The organism is Legionella sp. PATHC039, from assembly GCF_026191275.1.
Classification (GTDB): domain Bacteria; phylum Pseudomonadota; class Gammaproteobacteria; order Legionellales; family Legionellaceae; genus Legionella; species Legionella pneumophila.
Window position 1 is genome coordinate 866,853 of sequence record NZ_JAPHOP010000001.1, and the last position, 24,142, is coordinate 890,994.

The following is a 24,142-nucleotide window of genomic DNA, read 5'->3' on the forward strand; positions in this document are numbered from 1 at the left end:
ATAAATGTTTAAATTTTTTAAAGTTTGTAGTAAACTATTTGGTTATTTAATTACTGGAGTGAGATAAAAATGCCTCTATCCATTGTGCAACAATCATTAACCTTTGACGATGTTTTGCTTGTCCCTGCCCACTCAACTATTTTACCCAAAGACGTTTCATTGAAAACCAAATTAACCCGTGCAATCCACCTTAATATGCCTTTAATTTCGGCGGCAATGGATACAGTAACCGAAGCGAGGTTAGCTATCGCTTTAGCACAGGAAGGTGGTTTGGGGATTATTCATAAGAATATGAGTATCGCTGATCAAGCAGAGGAAGTCAGAAGAGTAAAAAAATTTGAAAGCGGTATGGTGAAAGATCCTATTTCAGTAACTCCTGACTTGACGGTTAAAGAATTGCTTGCGGTCATGACAAAATATAATTTTTCAGGGGTGCCAGTAGTCGATGGTAAGCTTTTGGTAGGCATAGTAACCAGTCGAGATATTCGTTTTGAAACAAATATGGATTTAACTGTGGCACAAGTAATGACTCCCAAAGGGCGTTTGGTTACTGTGAGAGAAGGAGCAAGCAGGGAAGAAGTCAGAAGCTTGCTCCATAAGCACCGGATAGAAAAATTATTGGTGGTGAATGAGAGTTTTGAGTTACGTGGACTCATTACAGTAAAAGACATACAAAAAGCAAAAGACAATCCCTATGCTTGTAAAGACAGTTTTGAACAGCTAAGAGTTGGAGCGGCTGTTGGTGTTGGTGAAGGCACCGATGAGCGAGTTGCAGCTCTGGTTGAAGCTGGAGTTGATGTTATAGTGGTTGATACAGCACACGGACATTCTCAAGGTGTATTAAATCGTGTGAAATGGATTAAAAAGAATTATCCTGATGTACAAGTCATAGGTGGTAATATTGCAACCGCTGCCGCCGCAAGAGATTTATATGAGGCGGGTGCTGATGCAGTAAAAGTTGGAATTGGGCCAGGATCAATTTGTACCACTCGCATAGTGACCGGTGTTGGTATCCCGCAAATTAGCGCTATAGCAAATGTGGCACAAGAACTTAAAGGGATAATTCCTGTGATAGCTGATGGTGGGATACGTTTTTCAGGTGACGTTTGTAAAGCGTTGGCCGCAGGTGCTGATACTGTAATGCTTGGTAGTATGTTTGCAGGTACGGAAGAATCTCCTGGTGAAATTGAATTATATCAGGGGCGTACTTATAAAAATTACAGAGGTATGGGATCTATTGGAGCCATGTCATTAGCTCAGGGGTCAAGTGACCGCTATTTTCAGGATGCTTCTCTTGGTACAGAAAAGCTGGTTCCTGAAGGTATTGAGGGGAGAGTACCTTATAAAGGACCGGTTCAAACAATTATTCATCAATTATTAGGTGGTTTACGCTCCTGTATGGGCTATACCGGTTGCGCTACTATTGAGGAGTTGCATTCTAAAACTGAATTTGTGCAAGTGACCAATGCTGGTATGCGTGAGTCACATGTGCATGATGTGAGTATTACTAAGCAAGCCCCCAATTATCAGGTGGATAATTAATAATGAATGATTTGAAAAAAAGCCCATTATTAATATTAGATTTTGGTTCTCAATACACCCAATTAATTGCAAGACGCGTTCGAGAAATAGGGGTTTATTGTGAAATTTATCCTTATCATATTAATCATGAACAATTTAAAAAATTAAATCCTTGTGGTGTGATTTTATCAGGAGGTCCTTCCACAGTAACGCATGACGCTAATCCTAGAGCTCCTCAATGGCTGTTTGAGAGTGATTTGCCATTGCTGGGTATATGCTATGGTATGCAAACCATGGCTGTACAACTCGGTGGCCAAGTGCATTCATCGGCGTTAAGAGAATTTGGATATGCTGAGTTGCGTTTGCATGGCCATAGTCAATTATTAAGTAATATCGAAGATCGTACTGCGGTGGATGGCAGTGCTCTACTGGATGTATGGATGAGTCATGGTGATAAAGTCACTGAGTTACCGCCAGGTTTTAAAGTGATATGTGAAACACGCAATGCGCCAATTGCAGGTATGGCTGATGAAAGTCGTCAAATGTATGGTTTGCAATTTCATCCAGAAGTTACTCATACCTTGCAAGGTTTAAGAATTTTACAACGTTTTGTCGTAGATATTTGTAAAGCATCAACAGACTGGACTCCTGAACATATTATTGATGAGGCCATTAATAAAATCAGGGAACAGGTAGGAAATGAAAAAGTTTTGCTAGGCTTATCAGGAGGAGTTGATTCTTCTGTTGTAGCGGCCTTGCTGCATAGAGCCATTGGAGAGCAACTGGTTTGTGTTTTCGTTGATACGGGTTTACTCAGACTTAATGAGGCGGAGCAAGTGCTGAGCATGTTCGGTCGGCATATGGGAATACGCATTATTGCAGTCAATGCCGAAGATAAATTTTTAACTGCTTTGAAGGGCGTAACTTGCCCAGAGGAAAAGAGAAAAATTATTGGGCGTACATTTATCGAAGTCTTTGATGAGGAAGCGCAGAAACTGACTGATATAAAGTGGCTGGCTCAGGGCACAATCTATCCCGATGTCATCGAGTCTGCAGCAACAAGTACTAATGATGCGGCTGTGGTCATAAAGTCTCATCATAATGTCGGTGGCTTACCAGATACATTAAATCTTAAACTGCTGGAGCCTATTCGTGAGCTCTTTAAAGATGAAGTACGTCAAGTAGGTCTGGAATTGGGACTCCCGCATGATATGGTCTATCGGCATCCCTTTCCTGGACCTGGATTGGGTGTAAGAATTTTAGCGGAAGTAAAAAAAGAATATGCGGACATATTACGTAAAGCCGATGCTATTTTTATTGAAGAACTGCATAACGCGCAGCTTTATCATAAAATCAGCCAGGCATTTGCTGTTTTTTTACCAGTAAAGAGCGTGGGTGTGATGGGGGATGGGCGCCGATATGATTACGTAATTTGTTTAAGAGCTGTCGAGACAGTTGATTTTATGACAGCACATTGGTCCCAATTGCCCTGGGATTTTTTAGGAAAAGTATCCAATCGAATTATTAATGAAGTAGAGGGAGTATCACGTGTCACTTACGATATTTCTGGCAAGCCACCTGCTACCATTGAATGGGAATGATTGATAAATTTTGGATGCAACTGGCTTATGAGCAAGCGGTTATAGCTCGTAATGAAGGAGAGGTTCCTGTTGGGGCTGTGTTGGTTAGCAAAGACAATCAATTATTAGGCGTTGGCAGAAATGTCATTGAAAAAAGTCATGATCCTTCCGATCATGCTGAAATCAGGGCAATACGACAAGCCTCGAGAAAGTTAAATAATCATAGATTATTGGATACAACGCTTTATGTTACTCTTGAACCGTGTGTGATGTGTGCGGGACTTATGGTTCACGCACGCATCAAACGACTGGTATTTGCTACCCGAGATTTTAAAGCAGGGGCAGCTGGCTCAATTTTTAATGTTTTACATGCTCTAAACCATTCGGTATTAATAGACGAAGGCATTATGCAGGCTGAGTGTTCTCAATTGCTGTCAGCTTTTTTCAGAAACCTTCGCTAGTAATTTATCTTGGCATATTTCTTAATACTTGCTTTTAGAAATTTCCAAAATTAATTTTTCTTTTAAAATTATTTTTTCCTCATGATTCAGGGAATAACCAGTCTGGTTGGAGATGTAAAACATATCTTCTACCCGTTCACCAGCCGTAGCAATTTTTGCATTATGTAAATGAATGTTTAGTGTAAGAAACACACGGCTTATAGTCGCCAAAAGTCCAGGCCTGTCATTGGTAACGAGAAATAGTTGGGTTTGATGATTTGTATTGTCATCAATAAAGTTAATTTGTGTTTTGACATTAAAATGGGTCAATGCTCTGGATAATCTTCTGCGAGAAACAGCAGGGAGGCGTCCTGTATTGGCAAGATGATCACATAGACTTTTTTGGATGTCTCTAGCACGTTGTTCATTCAAAAAAGCCTGATTGTTTTCATCTAAAATAATATAAGTATCCAGATCAAATTGATTATCACAAGTAATAATTGCTGCTTCCTGTATAGTAACATGATGATTGCTTAATACTGAAGTGGTGATAGTAAATCTCTCATCTTTATGTGGCATGTAGATAAATACTTCGGTTCCACCCTGACTGTGATGCGGCATAATTATTACCACTGGAAATTGTTTGCTGTTCAGTATGGCCTTGGTGTGTCTGGCTATCACTTCAGGAGATTCATGAAGAAAATATTTTCCCTTAAATTGACTCCATAAATCCTGTATGACTCTGGAGGATATCCCATCTGAAATTAATATATCCATAGCGTATTGTTTACGAATGGATATCAGAGCCGCTTCATCGAGCAACTCTTGTTGTTTATGAAGTCTTGTTTTTGCTGCATGATATAATTCTTTAAGCAATGAATCTTTCCAGGCATTCCAAAGAGTAGGATTTGTACCGCAAATATCTGCTACTGTGAGTAAATAAAGATAATCCAAATACCTTGCATGAGGCAGAAGTTGGCAGAATTGCTCAATGGTTTTAGGATCATAAATATCTTTACGCTGAGCAGTTTGTGACATGAGTAAATGGTAGCGAACAAGCCATACAATCAATTTGCTATCTTCTGCCTCCATATAGTGGCGTTGTGTAAATTGTTGTGCCTCAATTGCTCCTAATTCAGAATGATCTCCTCCCCGACCCTTGGCAATGTCATGGAATAAAGCGCCGAGATACAAAATTTCGGGTTTCTCTAAAGCAGTAATGATTTTGGCGCATAAAGGAAATTGCTTTGCGTATTCGTTCTTTTTAAAGCGAGATATATTACGGATCACAAACAAGGTATGCTGATCAACAGTATAGGCATGGAATAAATCATACTGCATTTGTCCAGTGACTGTAGCAAAACAATCAAGATAGTGTGCTAGAACACCATATCTATTCATTCTTTGTAATGCATCGTAGGGATCATTACCAGTTCTGAATATGTTGACAAATATATTAGCGGTTTCTTTTGATTCTCTAAAGCGTTTGCCCATTAAAAATAATGATTCTCTTATTAGTCTGATTGTGCTTGCCCTTACTCCTTCTATGTCAGGGCGTTTAACAAGCCAATAGAATAGTTTCAATATAGATTGCGGATTTTGTTTAAATACACGGTTATTGCGTACTTCAATGAATTGGTTTGACAGTTGAAATTCATCATCCAGACGAATAATTTTTTGCTTTTGATGATAGACTATGGTTTCATTGAACCATTGCAAGAGCATTTCATTCAGCTCTCTATTGCGTTTGATGACTTTAAAGTAGTCTTTCATAAATTGCTCTATGGCCAAGATATGAGACTGATCTTGATATCCAAAAAATTGAGCTAATTTAACCTGATAATCAAATGACAAGCGCTCCTCAGGCTTTCCTGCTAACATATGCAAAGCAAACCGAACGCGCCAAAGAAAGTTCTGGCAGTATTTTAATTCTTCATACTCTTTATCAGTAATAAAGCCGTAACCAATTCCCTCGGCTAATTTTTTAATTTTAAAATGGCGTTTGCTGATGCTTAGCAAAATTTGCAGGTCTCTTAATCCACCTGGACCATTTTTAATATTAGGTTCAAGGTTGTAGGCTGTTTCTCCATACTTTGCATAACGATTTTGCTGTTCCTGAAGTTTGGCAAAGAAGTATTGATGGCTAGGCCACATGTGCAAGCTGTGTGTTTGGTATATTAATTCCTCCATTAAGGCACCATGCCCACACAGTAAGAACATATCCATAATGGTAGAAATTACGCTCAAATCCTGACTGGCCAAATTGGCACATGAAGAAACAGTGGTAATTTGATGGCTTACCTCCAGCCCCACATCCCAACAATCTTGGATAAATTTTTGTGCGCGTTGTAATTGGATATTGCTTACTTTTTCAGTGTGCAATATTAACAAGTCAATATCTGAGTGGAGTTGAAGCTCTCTACGCCCGTAGCTTCCAAGAGCCAGGAGACAAAAAATATCTCCAAAGTGTAACTTATTTTTAATAAATAATTGAATTAAAATAGTATCAATAAATACAGCAAGCTTGCGTGTGATAGAGGTAATATTAGCTTTTTGGCTAAAGTCCTTGCACAGCTTCTCCTTGAACTGTTTAATCGTATTCTTAATGATGCGATTATCGTTCTTCATTACGTAAAGTCAGAATTTCAACACCTGTATCAGTTACCAAAAGTGTGTGCTCCCATTGAGCTGAAAGACTATGATCTTTGGTAACGACAGTCCACTGATCTGGTAATAACCGAGTATGATGTTTCCCTATATTAACCATCGGCTCTATAGTAAAAGTCATCCCTGGTTCTAATTTCATCCCTGTCCCGGGAACACCATAGTGAAGCACTTGTGGATCCTCATGAAATACACGGCCAATTCCATGTCCGCAGTAATCACGCACCACAGAGCAACGATTTTTTTCTGCATGTTGCTGAATGGCATGCCCTATATCACCTAGCTGGACACCGGGTTTAACCATATCAATTCCAATATACAAGCACTCATGTGCTATCTGCACTACATGCTTGGCCTTGACAGAAGGTGTGCCTATAATAAACATTTTACTTGTATCACCATGGTATTCATTTTTTATAACAGTGACATCAATATTGATGATGTCTCCATCTTTTAAAGTTTTTTTCCCTGGTATTCCATGACATACCACATGATTAATTGAGGTGCAAATTGATTTGGGGAAACCGTTATAATTTAAAGGAGCGGGAATAGCCTTTTGTACATTAACAATATAATCATGGCAAATAGTGTTTAATTCATCAGTGGTAATGCCAACTTGAACATAAGGGCCGATCATCTCAAGTACTTCGGCTGCCAGTCTGCCAGCGACACGCATTTTTTCAATTTCATCAGGAGTTTTAATTGTAACGCCCATTATGGTTTTTCCAAAATCATAAATGTTAGCACATGGGTAAGAGGAGCAACAATACTCTTCAATCAGCAAAATAATAGATTTTCAATGAAAATCACACGCAAAACAGAGTAAAAAAAAATCTAATAGAGTATAATATGCCATCTATGGTTATTTTATATGATTTTTTACAAGAGAGCAGTGTTATGCCAAGAAGCAATAATGATAGCAAACTTAAAAAGAAAAGTGCCCTTCAGTCAAAGTTTAAAGAACAGCAATTGAATCATGGTAGTAAAGAGCACAAATCTAAATTTAAATTTTCTCAAAGAAAGGTTAATAAAAAAAGAGCTGGAATGTCACATCTCCCAGGTAATATTTACACACTGTTTACTCCTGTCAATGGACCGAAAAGTAAGGATGAATGGATTGACACGAGCAAGATTATGGTTGATTTGCATATTGATAACATGTCAAGCAATGATTACATTCCGTCTGCAATAGACAGAACCGATCTCGTTATTGTTCAACCTGTCCATTTACTCAGAAAAACTGGTGGGCGAGGTTTATTTGCCAGAGAAGATATCCCAAAGGGAACTTGCATAGGTATTTACACAGGAGAAGCGTATACTGAACAAGAGTTTGAACAATATCTAATCGAACATGCTGGTTCTGATAAAAGTTATGCGATGTACGTTGGGGGCCGGGTAGTCGATGCAGCAAGAAAAGGTAATTTGACTCGTTATATCAATTTCTCCGATAGTCAGGATAATGCGGAGTTTGTTGAAGAGACATTGAATCGCAAGAAAGTTGTAAAAGTTATAACTACCAAAAACATCAAGGCAGGACAACAAATATTAATCAACTACAATACTTACGAAGAGCAAGCTTCCAAGTATTATTCCTTTCTTAATCCTGGCGATGGTTGGCTATCGGCACAGGAATTTTATCAAGCTCACCGATCGCAATACCGATTAGAACAAATGCCCTATAATTTGGAAGGATTTGATCTTAAAGCAGGGGATAGAGTTTTAATGACTCAAATAGGACGGATAATTTTTGCTAACTATTCTCTTGCAAAAGAACAAGAATTAAATGCCTCAGATATCGATTTGCCATTTTTAAAAGTGGGTTCTGACGAAAAAATATTAGATTTTGATGAAGCAGATTCATTCACCCCCTTGATGGCCGCCTGTTATCTTGGACAAGTTGAAAATGTAAAATGGCTTATTGAACATGGTGCTAATATCGATCAACAGCAAAGTCATTCTGGTCATTGTCCTTTGAGTTTGACATTGAAAGGATATTCTTTAATGAAGGATACCCAAAAATACATTGATATCATTCAGTTATTGATTAAAAATCAGGTTAATCTTTTAGTGCATGACCGATCAGACAAGACTTTTTTACATAATGCCGCATTAGTATTGAATAACCTTGATTTTCAATCTGTTGTAAAATTTTTAATAGGACAAAATCCTATTGATATTAATGAATACTTTACATACATCGATGAGAATGATTTCGATATCGTCATGCATTGTTATAACAATAAATTATTTGATAAAGCTCTTGTTTTATTAGCTTTTTATCCGGATTATTTTAAAAGAAATTATATGAGTGATAATGAAGGCCATAATCAATTTAATATTGATGCTTTTAGAAAAGCGATAAAAGATTTTAATTCAAATGAGCGTAATGTTTTATTAATGCAACTCAGGGAGAGCGGTTTGCATTTGCCTGAAGACTTGTTAGAGCAATTAGGTATTATGGATTCAAGTATCACACTTGAAAGCAAGTTTTTTTGATTTGATATTTCCTGTTTACATATCGTATATCAGAAATTCCGAGCTCTCTATTAACTCGTGTTATATGAGAGCTTATACAGTCCAAATTGAACCTGATTGGGGCTGTTTGGACTATGAATAGAAAAACAACAATAAATAAGAAATTGATACATATCTTTGCATAATGTTAACATTATGAACTTTGCTTAATATTGTTTAGCAAAATTTCGATGTGTCTTCTCTATAAGGATTGCCTAGAGGACTGGCTATTTCTAGTTTCATGAGGAAACGGGTGCGTCGCTATGAAGAAAGTATCACTTTACTCAAGGCGATGTTCCGACTTCCATGTTTGAAATTTTCTCCTTAATTAAAGTGACAGTGGTTATGCAATCTTTTTGAGAGGAAAATAAAATGCCAGTTCGTTATTCAGGTTTTGATTATGATGGTTGCGTCGGTGTTACTAATCTAATAAATATCGTTGCACAAAATCCAAAGCTTGTCCAAAGAATTCGAGAAACTTCAAACTACTATACTAAAGAAGTCGCGTTAATTGCTTCGAATCGGCAAAGTGATCGCGATGATAAGCGTAATGCTCGCTCCAATGGCAATGGTTCTTGTTTTATCCAGATTCAAAAACTGTGCACCGACTTAGTCATGGAATTTGATCCGTTTTTATTAGCCGATGCATACAATTTGGTGCCAGCAGGTACTAGTCTCCATGAGGCAACGAATCCTGCAAATGGCGCAAAAATTCAAAACGGCTGGTTACATGATAAATCGAAAACTTCGCTTGTGTATGCACACATGCAAAGAGCTTCTTCCTTGGAAGCTAGAGAGCAGATTGATTATTTTTTTTATGATGATTGAGAAGATATACTTGAAGGCTTATATCAATTTTTCTCATCAAATCCAGAGCTTATTCCATCTAACGTTACAATGCATTTAGTTAAATATGCCAGCCGTGAAAATGTCCATACCATGGACAATTACAAAATTCCTGTTCAGGGAAAGGGCTTTACTAATCCTGACTATGTCAAAACAATCAAAGCATTTGGTGATAAAGCTGTTGAGAATGCAAGAGATGTTTATGACATAGATGGAAAAGAAATTAATGCTGTAGGAGTTCGTCAGGCAAAATACAATTGTAATTTTGAATTTGAAGCTAATAAGTTACAACCAATGAAGTTTGTTAATAATTTTAATTCCCCGCTGAATTAATTAAAGCACATGAACAGGCTATAGAGAAAATAAAGCTTGATGCATTTGAATTGTATAAAGCAAAAATCAACGTTATCACTACGTTATCAAATGAACAAAAAGTCTTTTTAATCAGAGCGAAAGCCCAGCAATGGAGTGTCCTGTGTGATGAAGGACAATGGAACAATCCAATTTTTACTTTGCAGGGGATAATGGCCGAGAAAAGCGATCGCTTTTTTTTATCCCAATATGCTTTTACTGCGAAAATGTTAATCAAACACTATCAAGAAGCTAGAGAAAACAGGAAGGATGGCAGCCGTTTTTGGGGGCAGATTAATGCGTTTATTAAAAGTATGAATGCTTTAAAGGATCCAATGAGAAATGCTCAATCTATTTTCGAAATATTTAAGAAAAACAGTTATTCCGTTAAAGCTGTAGATTGGTTTGTAAAAAAAGTTGTCGAAGTGATGAATGCTTTGATGGACAAATATCCTCAACGCAGCACAACAGAAATGGTAGCATGTATGCGTATTCTTGAGTCAAATTTGCAAAATATGGTTAATTTCTTCTCTCTTGTCGATCGTCTAATTACTATCTATCGGGGTTGCACTACTGCTGGTCCAAATTTTAATAAAATTCTGACTGTTGTACGGGAGGCTCTTGAAGAAATGAAAATGATAACAGACAGTGGTGATAATTACTCTACCACCTTGATTGATTTAGACAAAGTGATAACCGCAGCAAATAATCGGCTGGAAGGCCTCACTTATGCTAAAGAATACTCAACAAAAGATTTCTATTCACCAGAGTCTTATAAAGTAGTAGGAGCCTATTTGACCATGCAAAGTAAATTCACTCATCAATTAGATAACAAAGCCTCTGCTGCATTTGCTATTTAATCTAATTAAAAAAGGTATGCATCCTGTGCATACCTTTTTATTTATGTTGGGTTTGGACTATTCCCTGTATGCCTACGATTTTCTCGTTGTTCACTTCGCTTGGCAAGCACTTCATCCATTCTGCTTTCGGATAGTTGTACTTTTTGAAACCAAAAAGTGCCATATGAGGTTGCAGGAGCTTTATTTCTAATAAATTCTTTACCATTCACCAGACTTACAGATTCTTTTGTAAAATATTTACCATTATGATCTGGATTATACTGAAGAAAGAGTTCAGCTTTATAAGGCGGTTTGTGTCTATAAATAGTAAAATCAGACAGAGCAATTTCCTTTTTTCGACCTTTGTTATATTGCAGAGCGTCTTTAACTAAAGCCTGAATATCAATTCGTGGTAACTTTCCATTCGGATCAACAAAATAGTCGTTCGTATTGTCTTTTTCTGTAATTTGCTTAAATTCCATCCCTTTAGGAATACTTAAAAAAATCATATGTCCTCTCATAATTGGGTTTTTTATTCTGCAACAACAATATTGCTCATCGCCGATATAGGTTGTTCTAAATTGGTTCATAAGTCAATAATTATAGCAAGTGTTTTGAACTGAATTTGTAGTAAAGCTCCATGCTATTCTGTGCAAGGGCAATCCATATGTGGGTCTAGCTATGCGTAAAATTTGAACTATAATTTAAATGAAATATCAATCAGGATAACCGTCATTCCAGGATTTGTTATGAAACCCAAAACAAAGAAGAATATGGCGAGAACTATAATATTTGCACTTTGCATCATTGCCAGTGCAGCTGCTGCAGCATACTATGGGTTAGCATACTGAGCGAAATATAATCTGTTTTTTAATGGTAGAGAGAAAATTCGCCCATTTTTTGTGTTCAGAAAATATTGTTCAGGAAGCAACAGTGAGAAAGATCATAATTACAGCAATGATTATATCTGAAGTGTTGGGATAGATTGGTACCGAATTTTTTGTTATCGGTACCAATCAAGTTTTACATATTCTTTTTGTATTGTGATTTTTGTTCGTTTGTTAGCTGATTGTAAATTTGATTTTTCATCATTACACGATTTTTTAGCATAGTCCCTGTTATTTTATTTCTTTGATTGATTAAACTATCCAGCTTGGCTTCATCAAGCTTCTCATTTGCAATGAGGGCATTGATTTGTTCTTTAATCGCTTTAAGTTGTCTATAATTTTCTTTGATTGATTTTTGAGCTTGTATTTTGATTGTTTTGATTTTGGTTTTTTGTTCTTGAGTTAAATTAAGCTGACTGAGTATTTTTTTGTGATCATGGCAATGACAAGGCTTTGTTTGTGTAGCTTCGCTTGAGTTCGCAAAGACAGGTTGACCAAAGGTAAATATCAAAGCGAGCGTGGCTAAACAGATAGATTTTTTACTCATTATCGTTTCCTCTTAAATGTTATCGTTAATAGGATTCTCCTGAGTACAACATTTTTAAAACTTCCATGCTGATAGCAGTATAAATCAAAATATACAAATTAATATAGACTTATTTCCTAATAGGCTTTGTCTAATTACTGTGGTCATACATAATGCTTTATGCATGACATATTTTTGTCATGTACAGAGAGCGATGTTAATTTCATTGCTGAATTGGCACGAATATGTTATAAATACCGCGCTTTAAATACACACACGTTTCGTCACATGCGATAGGGTCCCTCGGTGGGTTTCGTATGGGAGGCGTGGAGGCTTAACCCTGGAGAGATATATATGAACAATGTTAGTATGCGTGAATTGCTCGAAGCAGGTGCTCATTTTGGGCACAGAACACGTTTCTGGAATCCAAAAATGAGTGAATACATTTTTGGCTCAAGAAATAAAATCCATATCATTAACCTTGAAAAAACATTACCCATGCTGAATGACGTAACGAATTATGTTAGTCGATTGGCAGCAAACAAGGCAAAAATTCTTTTTGTAGGCACTAAAAGAGCAGCTCAAGAAAGCATTCGAGAGCATGCAAAACGATGCGGAATGCCTTATGTAGACCATAGATGGTTAGGAGGCATGCTGACCAACTATAAAACAGTCCGTCAATCAATATTCCGTTTAAAAGAATTAAAAGAAATGAAGGAAAAGGGATTGTTCAATGACATGATTAAGAAAGAAGCGCTAATGCTGACAAGAGAGCTTGAAAAGCTGGAGCGTAGTCTTGGTGGAATCGAGAACATGGGCGGCCTACCTGATGCGTTATTTGTGGTTGATGTTGGTTTTGAACATATTGCTGTTGAAGAAGCGCGTCGATTAAGAATTCCGGTAATTGGTGTTGTTGATACCAATAATAGCCCTGACAACATTGATTATGTTATACCAGGCAATGATGATTCTATGCGTGCTGTGGACATTTATGTTCGCTGTGTCGCTGATGCTATTTTAGATGGTAAAAATAGCAATACTGTAGGAAGAGTATCATCTGATTCAGAATTTGTTGAGGTCACTTCAAATTCTAATGAAGAAGAAAAATCCGGAGAATAATTACTATTTGAATAAAGGGGGCGTTAATTTAATAAGCCCCCTTTTTGCTATGTGGAGAAATCAAAATGTCAACAATTAGTGCTGCATTAGTAATGCAATTGCGTGAGCGCACAGGCGCAGGTATGATGGAATGTAAAAAATTTCTAATAGCTACTAACGGTGATATCGAGCAAGCAATCATTGAAATGCGTAAAGCTGGCCAGGCAAAAGCAGACAAAAAGGCAGATAGAGTTGCAGCAGAAGGTATAATCGTTATTGCACGTTCTTCTGATGAACGTACAGCGGTAATGCTTGAGATTAATAGTGAAACAGACTTTGTTGCACGAGATGAGAATTTCACTAATTTTGCCAATGCTGTTGCCGATGCTGCATTAACCAACCTTCCAAAAAATATAGAAGACTTATCCAATCAGGCATTATCATCTGGTACTACTGTTGAGCAAGCAAGACAAGAACTGGTTGCTAAAATTGGTGAAAATATTAAATTACGCCGATTGGAAAGAATGCATTGTGACGGCGTCATTGGGTATTATTTGCATGGTTCGCGTATTGGAGTTATGGTCGCATTAAAAAATGGAAGTGAAGCATTGGCTAAAGATATTGCCATGCATGTTGCTGCCAGCAAACCGATGGTGGTTAGTCGCGATCAGGTGCCAGCCGAAGCGATTGAAAACGAAAGAGAAATATTTACTGCTCAAGCGAAAGAGAGTGGTAAGCCGCAAGAGATCATTGATAAGATGATTGATGGACGAATCAATAAGTTTATTGATGAGGTAAGCTTGTTAGGACAACCTTATGTAAAAGATCCTAACATTAAAGTGGGTCAACTTCTAAAAGAGAAAAATGCTGAAGTAATATCCTTTGTTCGTTATGAAGTAGGGGAAGGAATAGAGAAAAAAGAAGACAATTTTGTTGAAGAAGTGATGGCCCAGGTTCGTACATGATGAATGAAAGTCAACCTAAATTAAAATACAAACGCATTTTGCTTAAATTTAGTGGCGAAGCGCTGATGGGGAAATCTCAATTTGGGATTGATCCTTCTGTTCTTGATACATTAGCTCGAGATATAGCAGAATTGATTCATATGGGCGTGGAAGTTGGTTTGGTTTTAGGTGGAGGTAATCTGTTCAGAGGGAAAGCGCTCTCTCAGGCGGGTGTAGGACGAGTGACAGGAGACCATATGGGGATGCTGGCCACTCTTATGAATGCTTTAGCACTCCGTGATGCTTTGGAACGAATTGATCTGCCCGCTCGTATTATGTCAGCTATTCCAATGCTTGGGGTAGTTGACCCATACCATAGACGAAAAGCTATCACTCACTTGCGCAATGGTCAGGTGGTGATTTTTGCAGCTGGAACAGGAAATCCCTTTTTTACAACAGATACTGCTGCTTGTTTGAGGGCAATTGAGATAGGCGCAGATATTGTTTTAAAAGCAACAAAGGTGGATGGAGTTTATTCTGCTGACCCACTTAAAAATCCTGATGCAAAGCGTTATGATTATTTGACTTACAAAGAAGTTTTAACCAAAGGTTTGGAAGTGATGGATTCCACTGCAATTTGTTTGTGCCAAGATCAAGGAATGCCTTTACAGGTGTTTGACATGGCAGCTCCTAAAGCATTGAAACGAATTGTAACTGGAGAACAAGTAGGAACTATAGTCGGAGCTAATCATGATCAATGAGATTAAGCAAGATTCAGAAAAACGCATGAAAAAGACTATTGAGGCTTTGCACTCGGATATGTCAAAAATCCGCACCGGAAGGGCGAATGCCAGTCTTTTAGATCATGTCATGGTTGATTATTATGGAAGTCCTACACCTTTAAGCCAGGTTGCCAATATTACTACCAGTGATTCCCGAACTATTTTAGTTACGCCTTGGGAAAAATCTATGGTCGCAGCTATAGAAAAAGCTATACTAAACTCTGATTTGGGTTTAAATCCTGCAACTGCTGGAACAGCCATTCGAGTTCCGATGCCACCTTTAACAGAGGAGCGCAGAAAGGAGTTGATTAAAGTTGTTCGTCATGAAGGGGAACAAGGAAGAGTATCAATTCGAAATATCAGAAGGGATGCCAATAATCAGTTAAAGGAACTTGTTAAGGAAAAGGCAATTTCTGAAGACGATGAACGACGTGCAGCAGAAGCAATCCAAAAGCTAACTGATAGATATATTTCTGAAGTTGATGCAGTATTAGCCGAGAAAGAAAAAGATTTAATGGAAATTTAAGGTGTAGACGTTACTCTTTTATATAATAGAGCTATAGATCTTGTTTTTAGTAAACAAAAAAATATACTCAAATTTATAAAGTATAACGGGGCATAATCGACTAAAATTGGAATGATCTTGCCTTGACTTTCAGCATATTTGTTTCATTTTTGGTTAGCTCTCTTCAGTACCAATAAATTGGTTAGGGTATTTCTATAATTAAGCATTAAGATAATGGTCTATACGCTTTAATTAAAAAATCTCCGTACATGACAGAGTTTTTTGTCATGTACGGAGTTAAAAAGTAAAAAACTATTTCAATTGGCAAAATATCTCATATAATCCTAAGATTGCTTTAGCAATAATAATTTGGGGATGTGATGAAAAGGAATGCATTGATTATAATGTTGGTTTATTTAACAAGTAATCCAGTTTTTGCTAAAAATTTAGGAAAATATACTTACGAAATTGCCTGTAAAAATTGCCATGCCCCTAATTTAGCCCAGGCTATAAAAGCTCCTCCAGCTTTTGATAAAAAGGCATGGAAGTTGCGATTTAAACAAGCAAAAATAGAAGCAAAAAATAATCCTTCACTATTTGAAAATGCAATGGATTACCTGCTGTACAATGTCAAGGTGGGTAAAGGGTTGATGCATCATGGCGGTTTATGTAAAGAGGCAGATGTCCCTAATACCGATTGTTCTGATGAGGCATTAATTGCAGCGATTAATTACATGCGGAAATAAGATAAAATATTTAAATACATACCAGATTTTGGCTGGGTTTCATTTGTAAATAAACTATTGTTTCCTTTCAATTAACATTAATATTCAGCAACATAACCCCAGTCTTTTACCCATGTAATTTTTTTTATTTCATTAGTATTCCTGACTTGTTTAATAAACAAGTCTTTGTTGTCATTTTTGGATGCAATGACAACAATATTGGCACATTTTTTTATTGGAATAATGATATTAGATGGAAATTGTTTCTTGATTAATTGAACCAGAGCCCATTGTTCTTGGGAATTTGCTAAGTTAGCAGCTAAAAATCCATCGTTAGTTAGTTGCTTTTTACAATGAATGAAGAAATCCATAGAATGACACTCATCGGGAAAATGTGTTGCGTCATATAGATCAAGAAGCATGTGCTGAAAAGTCTTTTTGTTTTCGCGTACAAAATCTCGGGCGTTTTGGTGAGTAATGGTGAAATGAGGAATTAAATCTGTCATGAAAAATTTTTTGGCAATTTGAATCACTTCTTCACTACTTTCCACGGCAACGATAGAGCGTATGGTTTTTTGTGCACCCAGCAGGTGAGCGATTCCTGCTCCTCCAAGTCCTAATAAACAACAATCATTAGGAAATTTTCGCGCCATAAGTGTCAGCATTTGCAGATAATGTAAACCAGGCCTGTGAGGTATATAACGGTTAATTACAGTTTGCCATGCTTCGCTACCTAAAGTAAGCCAACGGTACAACAAATTTTGATAGACTTTATATCCTGACGGTGAAATATAAATACATTTGCCGAATTTTGTTTTCCACATGACTCCGATACTCAAGATTGAAAGGGATATATTGAGCCTAATTTCAAGATCTGAGTTAATTCATCCAATGCATCCAAACATTCATATAATAGTTGCGGATCAGCTAAATCGGCGATTTTCAGTTCAGTTCGGTAATATTTTAAAACCCATTTATCTAAAATATCTAACAAATCATTATCAATTAGAATACCTTGGTGCATTGCTTTAAGCTCGTAGTCATTCAAAGGAACTCGCAAGCGTAAACAGGCTGGTCCTCCGCCATTACGCATGCTTTGTTTCAGATCCAGGTAATACACTGAGTTAATAGGGTTTTGAGGATCAGCGACTAATCCATCAATACAAGTTTTTACTTTAAGGTTTGCCTGACATTCAGCAGGGGCTATTAAAATCATATTCTTCTGATCAGGCAGGGTAATCAATTGAGAATTGAAAAGATAGGTATCAACTGCTTCACTAACGCTGATTTCTTCTTTTGAGATCTGAATTATTACTAAAGGAAAATCGGCTTTTTCTCTCAATTGATCCAAAACATAAGCCTGATTATAAAAAGCTTCTTCATGAACCAGAAATACACGTTCATTAGCAACTGAGATGACATCATTATGAAATACACCTTGATCTATTGCTAATGGATTTTGATAGGCAAAAATTACTCGTTCAGGATTTAATAAATGGTTGCGAGCGATGGCTTCTGACGCTTCTTTAGTTTGCCGAGCAGGGTATTTTATTGGGCTCTGTTCGAATTGATGATTTCCCAGCACTTTTTTACCATATACAAAAAGGTTAATCCCTGATTGCGCATGACTTTGACATAAGCGATTATGATTAGCTGCTCCCTCATCGCTTGTGCCCATTGATTTGGGCAACAGGGGGTGATGATTAAAATAATCAGAATTGGAAAAGATAAATTCCAATAATTTTTTTGAAAAATCAGCTTCCTGGTGACGATGCAAATTGCTGATTAAATTGGCAGCAGTAAAATGTACTTTGTTGTCTTCAGTATCCACGCTTGCAGAAACAGTTGCTGCATTAGCTGTCCACATACTTGAAGCAGAGTAGCAGGCACTAAGCAATTCGGGCGCTGTTATATACGCTTTGTTTATCTGCTCACTGGGAGTGCCTTTAAATCCCAGTTGATACAGTAAATTCAAATTAGGTCGTTGATGTGGGGGCAATAGGCCTTGCTTTAGCCCCATGTTATAAAGTTGCCGCATTTTTTCCAAACCTTGTCTTGCTGCAGCTTGAGGGTTGGAAATAGATAAAGCATTATTTGTAGAAGCTATATTACCCGAGGAGAGTCCTGCGTAATGATGAGTTTGACCCACAAGCCCATCCATATTCAATTCATAAACATTCATAATAATTACTCCAATACCAGACCTGGTAATCGTTGCGCCGGAGTTGTTAACAGAGGTTGCTCCATGCTTGCTACAGGATAAGCACAATAATCAGCAGCAAAATAGGCGCTTGGTCTGTGATTTCCACTGCATCCAACACCACCAAATGGAAGGCTACTGGCAGCACCTGTGGTTGGTCTGTTCCAATTAATTAGTCCAGCACGAATATGTTGATAAAACTGCAGATAGTGGTCTTTATTATCGCTGAGTAAGCCTGCTGACAAACCATAACGTGTCTGATTTGCTAATTGAATTGCCTCATCAAAGTGATTATAACGGTAAATTTGTGCAAATGGCGCAAAAATCTCTTCATCTGGCGGGTTCTTGGCGCGAGTCATATCAATAATGCCAGGAGAAATGAGTCCCGTGTACTCAACAAGAAGCGACATCGGGAGAATGATTTCACCCCCCATTTCGATTAGTTTCTTCTGCGCGTGCAGATGTTTTAATGCTTGAACATGGCTAATAACAGGCCCAATAAAAGGCTCTGGCTGGCTATCAAAGGATCCAATTCGCATTAATTTACAAGCCTTGGCAAAGCGTTCTAAAAATAGATCGCCTGTCTGGGTGTCAGGAATTATAATTCGTCTTGCACATGTGCAACGTTGTCCTGCAGTGATCATAGTTGAAAGCATTGTGTGGTATATAGCTGCATCAATGTCTTTCACTTCATCGATGACTAAAGGGTTATTTCCGCCCATTTCCAAAGCTAAAATAATTTCGGGTCTATTACAGAATTGTTGGTGTATACGCAGCCCTGTTGCATAACTCCCGGTAAAATAAACGCCTTGAATGTCTTGAGACAATAGGGTATTTCCACAATTTGCATTACCCTGTAGACAATTGATAACTCCGGGAGGTAAGCCGCTATCGTGCCAACATTGGATGATCAATTCTGCTACTGCTGGAGTATGTTCACTTGGTTTATACAATATAGTGTTCCCTGCAAGGAGGGCAGGGACAATGTGTCCATTGCTTAAATGGGCAGGGAAATTAAACGCGCCTAATACTACAACCACACCATGTGGTTTAAAACGGAGGCAGGCATTGGCTTCTGCAGTTTCAGTTTGTTTTGGCCAGGTTCTTTCTTGATAAGCCTGAATAGACAAATTTACTTTGCCAATTACTGAGCTGACTTCAGTCTGAGATTCCCATAATGGTTTTCCTGTTTCTAATGAAATAAGTCGCGCTAGTTGGTCCCGATTTTTTTCTACTTGTTCTGCAAATGCTATAGTGTAACGAGCCCTTTCCTCAAAACTGGTATTAGCCCAGGATTTCAGTGCGCAATGCGCAATGTAACAAGCGTGTGTAATTTCTTCATCTCTAGCATTATTTCCTTGCCAAAGCAAAGTTCCAGAGGCGGGGTTTGTAGACTCGAGAATTAGACCATTTCCCTTTATCCATTCTCCATTAATATATTGGCCTTTACTCTGTATGATTTGTAATTTAGACATCATTATTCCTTGGTTACAATGGTGGAGTATCTTCTGTACGTATGGGTGATATACGTAGACTGTCTCCTTGTTTTACATCAAGCAATTTTGCTGTTTCCTTGCTAATAATGCAGTTGCTTTCTCGTTCATTAAAAACAGCGTGGCTAATTGTTGCTCGAAAATCCATTTGGGTATTGGAGAGTAAATAACGACTGCTACTGCTCGCTTCATCACTGATGTTTTTAATAACCATGATCCGGCTTAAAGAAATAGTTTTAATTTCTAATAATGGTGATTCGATTGTAGGTCCGGCATCAAAAATATCAACGTAGTTGTTATAACGAAAACCTTCTTTTAAGAGAATATTCATGGCCGGGATAGTCGATTGATGAGGCTTGCCAATGACTGCTTGTGCCTCTGGCGAAAGGAGTTTGACATAGATAGGATTGCGAGGCATTAAATCGGCGATAAATTGTTTGTTCGTGGCTAGTGTCAGACGATCCGCTTCTACAAAAGGCATATGAAAAAAATTAGCTCCAACATTATCCCAGAATGGCGAGTTGCCTTTGTCGTCAGAGATCCCTCGCATTTCGGCAATGACAATTGGGGCGAATCGATGAGGATATTGTGCCATAAATAAAAAGCGCCCTTTCGAAAGCAATAGGCCATTGTTATTTTTTCTGTAATCAGGATGAAGAAACAGAGTACATATTTCTGTGCGACCTTGATTGTCATTAACCAAACTTAATACTTCATAATCACTGCGTATGTTGAGTGTGTGACAGACTCTGGTTCTTTTAGAGAGTTTATAAGAATAAAAAGGTATTTCATAACCTGTTCTTGCTTCTATAGCAGAGGTACCGACAATTGTATTATTTTTTTGTTCTTCCAGGACAAAAAAATAATATTCACAGCCCGGGTTAGTGGCATTTCTTTGATAGGATTCGCAAGACCATTCCAAGCGTTTTTTTAATAACTCTTTATCTTTAGGGAGCGTTGTCATCCCAACACCACTAATTTCTGCCAGTTGATGGATCGCATCCAAGTCAGAGTCGCGGGCACTACGAAATAACATCATTTTATTAAATCCTCTAAACCACCCTGTGCCAAATCTATCAGAAGTAGTGCGCTAAGTGCGGCGCGTTCTGATAAGCTATCAAGCAATATATATTCATCTGAACTATGTATATTACCTCCCCGAACACCTAGAGTATCAAGAACAGCCAAGCCATAGTGAGCCAAATTATTACCGTCGCAACAACCTCCACTGTCTTTCCAGTCAATAGTTAAGCCAAGCGCCTCTCCAATTTTTTGAATCCGATGAAAAAGTCGTTCTGTTCCTGCGCAGATACGCTTCACAGGCCGTCCAAAAGTGCCATGCACATTTAGAGAATAATCAGGTCGCTCTAGCTGTCTGATGATTTTATCCAATTCATTCCTTACCCAAATTTCATCTTCTGGCAGACTAATTCGGATATCCAGTTGTGCTACTGCCTTATCAGGAACAACATTCAGTGCCTCTCCACCAGCGATTTTACCTACATTGATTGTTACTCCATTTCTTTGCCCATTTAAGGCATGAACAATTGTAACTGCTTCAGCAAGATAGCATATGGCGTTTCTTCCTTCATCAAATGCCCGACCAGCATGGGCAGCCCTTCCTGTTGCTATCAGTGTTAATTTTCCACTGCCTTTGCGGTTTTTTGCCAAAGTACCTTTAGGTGTCATTGCTGGCTCATAAACCAAAGCGGCTTGATAGCGATGTGCCAGTTTTTTGAATAAGGAACCTGATGCAGGTGAACCAATTTCTTCATCTGAATTAATTAACACATCCCAACCCATATCTTCCGCAAATCTGGTGTTTTCAAAGGCCGCTAATGCATGCAAGATGACGATTAGTCCACCTTTCATATCTGCGACACCTGGACCATTGATCTGATTAGGGTCCAGGTAGCTTAGTTTTTGAAAAGGGTTGCTGGCGGAATAAACCGTATCCATATGTCCACTTAGCAGAATTCGGCGTTTTAAATGAGGACGTTTGCTAATGAACAATACATCCCCACAGGATTGCATAACTGTGTTTCCGGTCATGTCAATCACAGACAAAGGCGGTAATGTTATTAATTCTGTGGTATCAGCGATGGGTTTGAATGCTGAACACAACGTTTCAGCCATGATGGCCAATCCTGTCAAGTTAGTTGTTCCAGAATTGATTTCACAAAATTGATGGAGTTGCTCCACCATAGTGGCCTGATGATTATCTATTGAATTGATTATTTCCTTATATAATTTAACCATGGCTCTTTAGTCTTACACTAAATCCCCAACAATAACGTAATTTGAGTATTGGCGTCAATTCAGTATAGTCGTCATATGAAATTCTCATTATTGTCGGAACTTTACAATGGGCTATTTTAAAATTAAACTTGAATTTTGATTCTAAATTCAAGTTTGGGGGAGTATATGTCTCATGGTGGTGCACGAGCAGGCGCTGGACGCCCTCGTGGGCAAGGTAAATATGGAGAATCAACCAAATCAGTCCGTATACCTGAATCTCGTATACAGGATGTGATGAAATATCTTCAAGGAGAAAAGGAGTTCACAGCGATTCCTTTATATACCAGTTCTGTAAGAGCTGGTTTTCCTTCTCCGGGTGATGACTATATTGAATCCATGCTGGATTTGAATGAGTACCTGATTAAGCATCCTGCATCCACATTTTTTGTACGAGCTTCTGGAGAATCCATGATAAATGCCGGCATTTACTCCGGTGATATTTTAATCGTTGATCGTGGCATAGAGGCTACTCATGGAAAAATTGTAATCGTTGCCCTGAATGGCGAATTGACAGTAAAACGTTTATCCCGTCAACATGGGCAAGTTAAGTTGCTGGCTGAAAACCCTGATTTTCCTCCCATAGATATTACAGAGGAATACGATATGGTGATTTGGGGAGTCGTCACTCATGTTATTCATACGGTATTGTGATGTTTGCGCTGGTCGATTGTAATAATTTTTATGTCTCGTGTGAGCGTTTATTTAAACCAGCCTTAGCGAATAAACCCATTTTGGTCTTGTCTAATAATGATGGTTGTGTGATTGCGCGATCTAATGAAGTAAAAGCTTTGGGTGTTCAAATGGGAGTGCCTTATTTTGCAGTCAAAGCATTATGTAAGCAGCATAAAGTGCATGTGTTTTCATCCAATTACACATTGTATGCTGATATGTCACGCCGGGTTATGTCAGTTCTTGAAGACAATTGGCCAGCAATAGAGATTTACTCCATTGATGAAGCTTTTCTTGATTTGAATACTTTGCCCCAATCTGAACATGATGAGTTTTGCCGCAAGTTACAAAAAATTGTTTTGCGCCATACCGGTATTCCCGTATCCATAGGCATAGGGGCAACCAAAACCCTGGCTAAACTCGCAAACCATATTGCGAAAAAGGAATTAAGAACCCCTGTGTTTAACATTGAAAATCAATATCATTGGCTAGCTAAAATAGTTGTTGGCGAGGTATGGGGGATAGGACGGCAATGGGGTAAAAAGTTAGTACAACAGGGGATTTATACAGCTCATGACTTGGCTGGTATGGATTTGCAATTAATTAAAAAATTATTTAGTGTTGTATTGCAACGAACAGTGCTTGAGTTGCGTGGGGTTTCATGTGGCAGTTTACAGGATTTTGAGTCAAGAAAAAGCATAATATCTTCCAAATCCTTTGGTTCTATGCAAACAGAGTATTCTGCTCTTGCTCAGGCCATCAGTAGCCATTGTGCCAGAGCTTGGGAAAAATTACGCCATCAAAAATTGATGGCATGCCATCTTTCCATATTTATCAAAACCAATCGATTCCGTTTGGATTTGCCACAATATCAACAAACTATAGGGTTTAAGTTGATTAATCCAACTGATGATCTGCGACATTTGATTCGTTGTGCCAAATTGTGCTTGCGTAAAATATTTCGCTCCGGATTCCATTACCAAAAGGTAGGTGTTTATTTAGGAGATTTAATTGAAAAAAACTGTTTGCAGTTAGATTTGTTTAACCAAATTTCAGAAAAGGAATTGAATCAGACAGAGCGATTGATGTCGGTATTAGATGAAGTCAATACGAAATATGGCCGTCATACCTTACGTTTGGCAGCAGAAGGGTATGTGAAGCCTTGGGCTATGCGGGCACAGTCACGTTCCCCCTGTTATACCACTTCCTGGTCTGAATTGCCTGTGGTAATTATTTAAAGAGAAACTGATAGCTACAATG

Annotated in this window: 20 protein-coding genes and 1 pseudogene; 12 read left to right on the forward strand and 9 right to left on the reverse strand. The window is 38.0% G+C overall.

What is annotated here, in order from left to right:
- The first annotated feature begins 69 nt into the window (after positions 1–69).
- The 3 genes from guaB to tadA are packed head-to-tail and all read left to right on the forward strand — an operon-like array spanning position 70 to position 3,562.
- Positions 70–1,542 (forward strand): IMP dehydrogenase, encoded by a 1,473-nt coding sequence (gene guaB, locus OQI99_RS03970; protein ID WP_265731330.1) that lies wholly within the window; start codon positions 70–72, stop codon positions 1,540–1,542.
- A 2-nt stretch (positions 1,543–1,544) separates the two neighbouring features.
- Positions 1,545–3,122, forward strand: coding sequence for a glutamine-hydrolyzing GMP synthase (guaA, locus tag OQI99_RS03975; protein WP_265731331.1), 1,578 nt, complete (start codon positions 1,545–1,547; stop codon positions 3,120–3,122).
- Positions 3,119–3,562, forward strand: a complete 444-nt coding sequence (gene tadA, locus OQI99_RS03980) for a tRNA adenosine(34) deaminase TadA (RefSeq protein ID WP_061512572.1) — start codon at positions 3,119–3,121, stop codon at positions 3,560–3,562. The genes guaA and tadA overlap by 4 nt, the downstream gene beginning before the upstream one ends.
- Before the next feature lie 21 nt (positions 3,563–3,583).
- Here tadA and glnD read toward each other — a convergent pair whose 3' ends face one another.
- Together glnD and map are read right to left on the reverse strand one after the other, a co-directional pair.
- Positions 3,584–6,169 carry a [protein-PII] uridylyltransferase gene (glnD, locus tag OQI99_RS03985; protein ID WP_265731332.1) on the reverse strand — a complete coding sequence of 862 codons (2,586 nt, stop codon included), beginning with the start codon at positions 6,167–6,169 and terminating at the stop codon, positions 3,584–3,586.
- Positions 6,156–6,920, reverse strand: coding sequence for a type I methionyl aminopeptidase (gene map / locus OQI99_RS03990; RefSeq protein ID WP_061512574.1), 765 nt, complete (start codon positions 6,918–6,920; stop codon positions 6,156–6,158). The genes glnD and map overlap by 14 nt, the downstream gene beginning before the upstream one ends.
- A gap of 143 nt (positions 6,921–7,063) precedes the next feature.
- Here map and ankI point away from each other — a divergent pair, with 143 nt between their 5' ends.
- On the forward strand, positions 7,064–8,701 hold the full coding sequence (gene ankI, locus OQI99_RS03995; RefSeq protein WP_265732345.1) for a Dot/Icm T4SS effector AnkI/LegAS4: 1,638 nt from the start codon (positions 7,064–7,066) through the stop codon (positions 8,699–8,701).
- Positions 8,702–9,091: 390 nt separating this feature from the next.
- Positions 9,092–10,776, forward strand: a pseudogene (locus OQI99_RS04000) (type IV secretion protein Dot).
- Between the two features lie 41 nt (positions 10,777–10,817).
- Here the strand turns inward: OQI99_RS04000 and OQI99_RS04005 are convergent.
- Positions 10,818–11,276 carry a permease gene (locus tag OQI99_RS04005; protein ID WP_265732346.1) on the reverse strand — a complete coding sequence of 153 codons (459 nt, stop codon included), beginning with the start codon at positions 11,274–11,276 and terminating at the stop codon, positions 10,818–10,820.
- Between the two features lie 502 nt (positions 11,277–11,778).
- A complete protein-coding gene (locus OQI99_RS04010; protein WP_010947442.1) occupies positions 11,779–12,189 on the reverse strand; it encodes a Spy/CpxP family protein refolding chaperone in 411 nt (136 codons plus the stop codon).
- A gap of 333 nt (positions 12,190–12,522) precedes the next feature.
- On the opposite strand from OQI99_RS04010, the gene rpsB reads away from it, so the two are divergent.
- From rpsB to OQI99_RS04035, 5 genes are all read left to right on the forward strand, one after another.
- Entirely contained in the window at positions 12,523–13,287 is a 765-nt protein-coding gene (gene rpsB / locus OQI99_RS04015) for a 30S ribosomal protein S2 (protein WP_265731333.1), read from the forward strand.
- 65 nt (positions 13,288–13,352) lie between these two features.
- On the forward strand, positions 13,353–14,231 hold the full coding sequence (gene tsf / locus OQI99_RS04020) for a translation elongation factor Ts (RefSeq protein ID WP_011213984.1): 879 nt from the start codon (positions 13,353–13,355) through the stop codon (positions 14,229–14,231).
- Positions 14,228–14,971: a UMP kinase gene (gene pyrH / locus OQI99_RS04025; protein WP_042237024.1), complete on the forward strand. Its 744-nt coding sequence runs from the start codon at positions 14,228–14,230 to the stop codon at positions 14,969–14,971. Before tsf ends, pyrH begins: the two co-directional genes overlap by 4 nt.
- Positions 14,961–15,518: a ribosome recycling factor gene (gene frr / locus OQI99_RS04030; protein ID WP_011213982.1), complete on the forward strand. Its 558-nt coding sequence runs from the start codon at positions 14,961–14,963 to the stop codon at positions 15,516–15,518. Before pyrH ends, frr begins: the two co-directional genes overlap by 11 nt.
- A 359-nt stretch (positions 15,519–15,877) precedes the next feature.
- Complete coding sequence (locus tag OQI99_RS04035) at positions 15,878–16,243, forward strand: c-type cytochrome (RefSeq protein WP_061512579.1); 366 nt, start codon at positions 15,878–15,880, stop codon at positions 16,241–16,243.
- Positions 16,244–16,320: 77 nt separating this feature from the next.
- On the opposite strand, the gene OQI99_RS04040 is transcribed toward OQI99_RS04035, so the two are convergent.
- The 5 genes from OQI99_RS04040 to OQI99_RS04060 are packed head-to-tail and all read right to left on the reverse strand — an operon-like array spanning position 16,321 to position 22,174.
- Positions 16,321–17,046, reverse strand: coding sequence for a spermidine synthase (locus OQI99_RS04040; protein WP_265731334.1), 726 nt, complete (start codon positions 17,044–17,046; stop codon positions 16,321–16,323).
- Between the two features lie 11 nt (positions 17,047–17,057).
- Positions 17,058–18,404 carry an N-succinylarginine dihydrolase gene (gene astB / locus OQI99_RS04045; RefSeq protein WP_265731335.1) on the reverse strand — a complete coding sequence of 449 codons (1,347 nt, stop codon included), beginning with the start codon at positions 18,402–18,404 and terminating at the stop codon, positions 17,058–17,060.
- Positions 18,405–18,409: 5 nt separating this feature from the next.
- Entirely contained in the window at positions 18,410–19,897 is a 1,488-nt protein-coding gene (astD, locus tag OQI99_RS04050; RefSeq protein WP_265731336.1) for a succinylglutamate-semialdehyde dehydrogenase, read from the reverse strand.
- A gap of 13 nt (positions 19,898–19,910) precedes the next feature.
- A complete protein-coding gene (locus tag OQI99_RS04055) occupies positions 19,911–20,954 on the reverse strand; it encodes an arginine N-succinyltransferase (protein WP_265731337.1) in 1,044 nt (347 codons plus the stop codon).
- Positions 20,951–22,174, reverse strand: coding sequence for a hydrolase (locus tag OQI99_RS04060; RefSeq protein WP_265731338.1), 1,224 nt, complete (start codon positions 22,172–22,174; stop codon positions 20,951–20,953). The genes OQI99_RS04055 and OQI99_RS04060 overlap by 4 nt, the downstream gene beginning before the upstream one ends.
- A 165-nt stretch (positions 22,175–22,339) precedes the next feature.
- On the opposite strand from OQI99_RS04060, the gene OQI99_RS04065 reads away from it, so the two are divergent.
- Positions 22,340–22,864, forward strand: coding sequence for a LexA family protein (locus OQI99_RS04065; RefSeq protein WP_265731339.1), 525 nt, complete (start codon positions 22,340–22,342; stop codon positions 22,862–22,864).
- The gene (locus OQI99_RS04070) at positions 22,864–24,120 is read left to right on the forward strand and encodes a Y-family DNA polymerase (protein ID WP_265731340.1); all 1,257 of its coding nucleotides are present in this window, start codon (positions 22,864–22,866) and stop codon (positions 24,118–24,120) included. The genes OQI99_RS04065 and OQI99_RS04070 overlap by 1 nt, the downstream gene beginning before the upstream one ends.
- The last annotated feature ends 22 nt before the right edge of the window (positions 24,121–24,142 follow it).